Raw genomic sequence first — 6,196 nt, 5'->3', positions numbered from 1 at the left:
AGATTCTACTATCCCCTCTCTCATTTCCACACATTGCCCATCAAATCGCTTAGAATACTGATGTGCCTTGATGGATTCTCCTGTATCAGTGGTAATATCCTCATCATAAAGATACTCCGCATACAAAGCTTGACATATAGCTATGGCTAGTATCATTGCTAGTTTTTTCATTTTTGCTCCTATTGTTTATTCCAGTATCTTTTTACCAAGATTTAAAATCAAAATCACTGCTTATAAAAAATCGTCCCATTTGGAATACCAAGTTTATCGCATTTATCATTATTGATTAGAATTTTTATCCATTTGTATGCTTTTGATTCTACATCAAGTTTAATGCGACATTGCTCATTTTCATCAAAATAAGCAGTTGCATTAAACTTCAAACTTGTTTTATTTGTGCTAGATTCTTTTTTGTGAGACGCATAACCACCCATTAAATACTCGTGTCCTGTATTGGATTCTTTATTGGCTTTGGTAATACTAAACATCAGCCAAAGCACACCTGCATCTTTATCCAACTGTGTTGTTATATATCTATCACCAACATTATTTTTGTAACTATCCGCAAAAGATATGCTGCATATCATCAATATCAACATTACGATTTTATTCATTCTAAATCCTTTAAAATAATTCATCTTGTGCTATCTCTCTTACCTATAGATTTATTATCCATTAAAGGCAATTCATAATTTGGGGTATATCCTAATGGATACACAAAAGCTTTAAAATTTTTTATTGAATATTCGCTTAATCCAGCCAAATTTCCATTTTCCACTTTTCCAACTATAAAAGTAACATGCCCTGTTCCATCGCCCCACACTATTACCCCTATACACCCATAAGCTGGTTTATCTGGCCTTTGTCCCCAATTTTCCCAAGAAGCAGCTCTAGTGCTATTAGTGCCTTTTATTCCTGCTTGTGTTATAACCCAATTTACAAAGCTAGAACACCAAGCTGTTTCATCATCTTTGAACTTACCTGTTGTAGAGTGGTATTCGATTATTCTTGGATTATGCTTCGCTCCCTCTATTTCTAAGACTCTTAATTCAGCTCTAGCAATTTTTATCCAAGACAATTCCTCCCCATACCCCACCTCTAGCTTTATAATAATTCTACCTTTATTATCTTTTATATATTCTAAAATATCTTTATATTCTTGCTTTAAAGATTCTAAAACTTGAAAAAATCTAGTATCTTCTTTGCTTAAGTCTATCTCTCCATTATCTCCATAGCTTTCTCCTCCATGTATATAGAAACCTTGTCTTTTTGTAGTGGATTCTGTTGTATTAATGTCATTTGACAATAAGGGATAGCTCATTTACTCCTCACACTCAAAACTTACTTGGCTTTCGTGTATTACACCATAGATTGCCTTGCTTGTATCGTTTGCCTCTTTTGGGATATAGGCGACTTTTAGCCATTTGGGATTGGTAGAATCTTGCCCTAAATTTAAAATGAAGCCCTTATTGTCTTGGAGCTGACAAGATTCTAACATATCCATTTTTTGAATCTGTGTTAGAATTTTACCATTTGGAGATTCTCGTAAATCAATATAAGAGTCTTTGGTAATAGGAAAGAGCAAATATTCGCTAGGAATGGTGCTTTTGTTAATATACCACTTTCTTACATTATTTGATGTTTGCGTAGAATCTATTTTGGCAATTGCATAATACCTTGTATCAGCCTCACTATCTAAATGTTTTTCAATGTAATAATTTTCCAAAGTCAGTGTCGCGCGTATTGCTATCCCACCTAAAATATACTCATCTGCTTGATTTAATTGGTTTGGCAAAACATTATAAATTTGTAAAAAACTATTTTTTTGAAACTCAATATTTCTTTTGAGTGCATCATTTAGAAAAATCGCTTGCGTATCATATTCAAAGAGTCTAGGTAAGGCACTTGGCACATCAGGAAAAAACACTAAACGCCAATAAAAATCTACTTCCTCTCGATACATTTGCCATTCTAACACTCCGCTTAATGTTATTGTCCCTTTGTAGTATATTTTATCGGTCGTTTCTTTATCTTTTTGAAGTGTGCTATTATATGAAGTTTGGCTTGATAACATATCTTGGAAATGTGCAAAATGCACACTACCGCTAGCATAAACAATACTATAAGCAATACAAAATACAAATATTATTAAACGCATTATTTCTCCTTAAGTGGCGGATAAGATTCGATCTTATCGTGCTCTGTGATTTTAACAATAAATTTTTTGATTGTGTCTTTCGCTAGATTGCTTACACCGGGTGTATAGTTTTTAAAGGCTTCTTTATCATTCTTATGGAAATTATAAGATAACCCACTTAAAATCCCCAAGAAAGTTGGGATTTGTGAATATAGCCTTCTATTTTATTGCCCCTTTTGTCTATAAAATATACCCTATACCAGTTATTTACGGGTAAGCTGTTGGTATAAAGCTCTATTTGTTCGTTATCAGCAAACCCATAATTTTTCAAAATAGTTATTGTTTGAGCCTTGACAATTTTAACATCTGGATTGTCTTTGAGGAATTTTGCACGATTAGCAAGCCACGAAAGATTATTTACATCATCTAGCTCCAGATCTAGATCTAATTCATGTTTAGATACAGGAAACAAAAACCCAAAAACAGGGAAATCACCACGACTCAAAGAGTCCTCTTCTCCCATAAACACTGTATATTCCTCGCCCTTTGGTGCTACTGATGCAAGTCTAGCTATTACTTTTGATTACGTATTTGGCTCTTCTCTCATATTGACAGATAAATCTTTTGAAAAAGGATAAATCCTATCATCGCTCATATCACCTTTACAATAATGAATCTTATTGACATCAGTTGCATTAGTGCGATAGATTTTGCACTTTTGCTCTAAAATCTTTTGTTTTTCTAGTTCTGATAAAGGCAGAATCTCTTTAATATCAAATAATCCAAAATGATAGGGCACTGAACTAAGATCACCCAATACAACATTATTAATTTTAAGGTGGACAGGGATAAGGATATAAGTTTTATTTTCTAATTCTTTTTCTATGTACTGGTGTATATGTTTGAGTTTGGGATATTGATTGGTTCTCAAAAATATACCCAAACCATCAAAGTTAAGTTCATTGGGAGTTTGAAAAAACGATGCGCGAACTCTTACCGAGCATTGCTGCCGTATATCAGATTTTCCCTCTTGATAAATGTCAAACATATACAAAGAAAAAGGATTATCTTCTGATTCATCGGTAATACCTAACCGGACAGAATATTGTACATTTGGACAATTGATCGCTATATTAGATTCTATGCCGCATAGCTTTTTTGTGATATACAAAAAACCTTGCACCTCAAACGTAGTATCAGAATCTATCTGGCACACCTCACTGGCATTAGGTGCAAATTCTTTGATAGCGCGAGGTACTCCGTTGCTATTATCATATTCTTTAACTTGAGATAAAACAAAACCACTGCAACATGTAATACTCAAAAGTATTACAGCTAATATCTTAGGGTAGTTCATTATGGCTCCTTTGGATTAATTTCTATATTTTCTTCACGGATTAATATTTTAAAATTTTTTACGACATTTTCATTTGTTCTGATATAAGTTTTTGTTTGTGTTGCATTGATATAACTTTGTGGATCATGCCTAATTATTGCTCCAATCAGCTTTTCAGTCATTTCTGTTGAATTATTAGCAGTATTATTTGCGTAGGTTTTATTTGGCATAAGACACCCTAAAGAATTATAACCTGTATTGCCTATATGAATCAATATGTCCCTTCTACCTCCCATATTACCCATATTAGTTCCATTGATTGCTCTTAATTCTGGAACAAAACCATTTTTGAATTTTATAGGCAATTCTCCCAAAAAATACCATTCTTTGTAACCTTTTTACTTGATGGTCTCCAAAACACCTCATATTCCCCTGCTGGTATTCTTGTATCACTACCTGATGTTTTTTGTTGTTGCTCTAGGGGTAGGTTATGCCCAGCACGATTAGGATTAGGGTTTGTCCCTGCTGGTTCCACAATATAGCCCTTTATTTCTTTGTTATCAGAATCTTTTACTATCTCACCATCCAATTTTAAGCTAAACTCACTAATAGTAGCCCAATTATTAGGATTACCATTTCCTCTATATTCCCACTTTCTTACCACTTCTAACACCATTTCCCCTGTGCCATACCCCACCTCTAACTTTATAATAATTCTACCCTTATCATCTTTTATATATTCTAAAGCATTTTTATATTCTTGCTTCAAAGATTCTAAGACTCTAAAGAATCTTCCATCTTCTTTGCTTAAGTCTATCCCTCCATTATCTCCATAGCTTTCTCCTCCATGAATATAGAAACCTTGTCTTTTTGTGCTAGATTCTGTAGTGTTAGTGCAGTCTTTATCTGTATAGATAGGGATATTATACTTCCCCCATTGCTTCTCTCCCTCTTTGCTTCTTGAGAAAGAATACCAAGCATTATTGTATTCTCTTATGCCACTTTGTTTATTATTATTTTGGACATAGCACATATTTTTCGCACTCCCTAAACATACACCATTGAATTAAATTATCGTCTAAAAACTCCAAACTATATTTATCTTGAGGATTATATTTTATAGAATCAGCAAACAGAAAAATAAATTTATTTCCCTGAAGTATTATATTATCTTTAGAATCTTGTATTTCCAAAACTATGCGTTCCATAGGGGTATAAGCTATTATACTTCACTTTCTCTATCAAACTGCAATCCCTGCTCCTCAAACCATTCTTTATTCTTGCAGGTTTTTATTATCAATGATGGATTTGTATCATACACAACAAATCTTTTATCCCAAAAACTCCTACCTTTAGAATCTACCATATCCAAATTATTTGCATATAATCCGCATAGGTAAATACAGAGCAAAGTCATTGTTTTCATCGTATATTCCTTTTAAATTTGAGTTATGACAAATTTCTTTCACAAGTAGTATCACTACCTTTTACGATAGCAATGTTGCCATCACCCATATCGAAAAAATGCACATAATCACATTGAGTTTTCATATCAAAACCATAGTATATTTCCAAATATGTATTATTCCTCCATATATAGTTGATGCAAGAGTTATCGTCCATGTCTTTTTTGAAATTTTGTAGCGGAAGTTTCTTAAACAGCCATTCTTCACCCACATATTGCGTATAAGCCTTATATGCTTCTTGTATATCTTTAGCCTTTATAATCACTCTTTGTGGAGCACCACAAGCAATCCATTTTTGTAATTTTATCCAATTATCTTCACCACATTCTTTTCTTGCCTCTTCTATAAATTCTTGCTCCATAGGACTACAATGTTCAAATAATGATTCTATATTGTGCTTATATGTGCAATCTATCCTATGCCATTGCCACATATATTCCTTGCCAAAAGTAAGGTTTATAAGCAAAGAAAGCAAAAGACAACATGCTGACTTTTTCATTTCTTCTCCTTATTTAATAAATTAATTCTCGCCAAAAGTATTTTTATAACCCTCTTGTAGAATCTCTAAAGGGTCAGCTATATCATCTGATTGGTTCACAACATTGAAGTTTTATTAAGGATTTTAACTCCATTAGGAGTCTTTATATAAGTTTTTATACTTTCTTCTGCTTCAACAATATATATAGCTACAAGCTTATTTTTACTCCTTGTGAGTTCTATTTTTACATCTAAATCACCACTCTCTGCTGTAATAACAATAGTTTTCTTTAGACTCTCATTATCATTGGGTAAATTCATGGTAATGATTTGCCTATAAATTAGTGCTCTTACATCATATTTTGGAAATTTAATTTCTTTTTGCAAGTCTTGTTTAAAAGCCTCTAAAATATCCGCATTGGGGATAAAGTCTTCATAAGCGGAGCACTCATAATCATCACCGCAAACCTCTTGCTGATATTTGGAATCATTTTCTCTCTCTATAACTAATTGTGCATACGCAAAAACCAAACAACCCAACAATAAAATTAACTTTTTCATTCATCGCTCCCAAAAGTATTTTTATAACCCCCCCCTCCTTATTTACAAAGCTTCCACTATATCTAAAATCTCAATATAACCAGCTTTTTGTATAAAGGTAAGGGAATGCTCTTCTTCAACACAAGCATTAAAATTTATAATTAAACTATCTTTTGTGCGTTTAAACTCAAAATTACATATATTTTGATACCCATCTCTAACAGCATCATAATCTCTAAT

Annotated in this window: 11 protein-coding genes; all 11 read right to left on the bottom strand. The window is 32.8% G+C overall.

Going from position 1 to position 6,196, the window contains the following annotated elements; genetic code table 11:
* Nucleotides 1–224: 224 nt before the first annotated feature.
* The 11 genes from LS81_RS10285 to LS81_RS10240 all read right to left on the bottom strand — a co-directional run bounded on the left by LS81_RS10285 (nucleotide 225) and on the right by LS81_RS10240 (nucleotide 5,977).
* Nucleotides 225–614, bottom strand: coding sequence for a hypothetical protein (locus tag LS81_RS10285; protein ID WP_034345474.1), 390 nt, complete (start codon nucleotides 612–614; stop codon nucleotides 225–227).
* A 20-nt stretch (nucleotides 615–634) separates the two neighbouring features.
* Nucleotides 635–1,321, bottom strand: coding sequence for a TIGR02594 family protein (locus LS81_RS10280; RefSeq protein ID WP_052096494.1), 687 nt, complete (start codon nucleotides 1,319–1,321; stop codon nucleotides 635–637).
* Nucleotides 1,322–2,158 (bottom strand): hypothetical protein, encoded by an 837-nt coding sequence (locus tag LS81_RS10275; RefSeq protein ID WP_034345477.1) that lies wholly within the window; start codon nucleotides 2,156–2,158, stop codon nucleotides 1,322–1,324.
* A gap of 157 nt (nucleotides 2,159–2,315) precedes the next feature.
* Entirely contained in the window at nucleotides 2,316–2,666 is a 351-nt protein-coding gene (locus tag LS81_RS10270; RefSeq protein WP_034345479.1) for a hypothetical protein, read from the bottom strand.
* A 54-nt stretch (nucleotides 2,667–2,720) separates the two neighbouring features.
* On the bottom strand, nucleotides 2,721–3,494 hold the full coding sequence (locus tag LS81_RS10265; protein ID WP_034345481.1) for a hypothetical protein: 774 nt from the start codon (nucleotides 3,492–3,494) through the stop codon (nucleotides 2,721–2,723).
* Nucleotides 3,494–3,778 carry a hypothetical protein gene (locus LS81_RS10260; protein ID WP_138069927.1) on the bottom strand — a complete coding sequence of 95 codons (285 nt, stop codon included), beginning with the start codon at nucleotides 3,776–3,778 and terminating at the stop codon, nucleotides 3,494–3,496. The genes LS81_RS10265 and LS81_RS10260 overlap by 1 nt, the downstream gene beginning before the upstream one ends.
* A gap of 50 nt (nucleotides 3,779–3,828) precedes the next feature.
* Entirely contained in the window at nucleotides 3,829–4,506 is a 678-nt protein-coding gene (locus tag LS81_RS11775; protein ID WP_199769763.1) for a hypothetical protein, read from the bottom strand.
* Entirely contained in the window at nucleotides 4,487–4,681 is a 195-nt protein-coding gene (locus tag LS81_RS12165; protein WP_233715946.1) for a hypothetical protein, read from the bottom strand. Before LS81_RS12165 ends, LS81_RS11775 begins: the two co-directional genes overlap by 20 nt.
* Nucleotides 4,682–4,695: 14 nt before the next feature.
* Nucleotides 4,696–4,899: a hypothetical protein gene (locus tag LS81_RS12160; RefSeq protein WP_034347869.1), complete on the bottom strand. Its 204-nt coding sequence runs from the start codon at nucleotides 4,897–4,899 to the stop codon at nucleotides 4,696–4,698.
* Nucleotides 4,900–4,922: 23 nt separating this feature from the next.
* On the bottom strand, nucleotides 4,923–5,438 hold the full coding sequence (locus LS81_RS10245) for a hypothetical protein (protein WP_034347868.1): 516 nt from the start codon (nucleotides 5,436–5,438) through the stop codon (nucleotides 4,923–4,925).
* A gap of 95 nt (nucleotides 5,439–5,533) precedes the next feature.
* On the bottom strand, nucleotides 5,534–5,977 hold the full coding sequence (locus LS81_RS10240) for a hypothetical protein (RefSeq protein ID WP_034347867.1): 444 nt from the start codon (nucleotides 5,975–5,977) through the stop codon (nucleotides 5,534–5,536).
* Nucleotides 5,978–6,196: the final 219 nt, after the last annotated feature.

It is taken from the genome of Helicobacter trogontum (genome assembly GCF_000765905.2).
In the GTDB taxonomy this organism is placed as follows: Bacteria; Campylobacterota; Campylobacteria; order Campylobacterales; family Helicobacteraceae; genus Helicobacter_A; species Helicobacter_A trogontum.
Note: the sequence above shows the minus strand (reverse complement) of the source record. Positions and strands in the feature narration are given on the sequence as shown.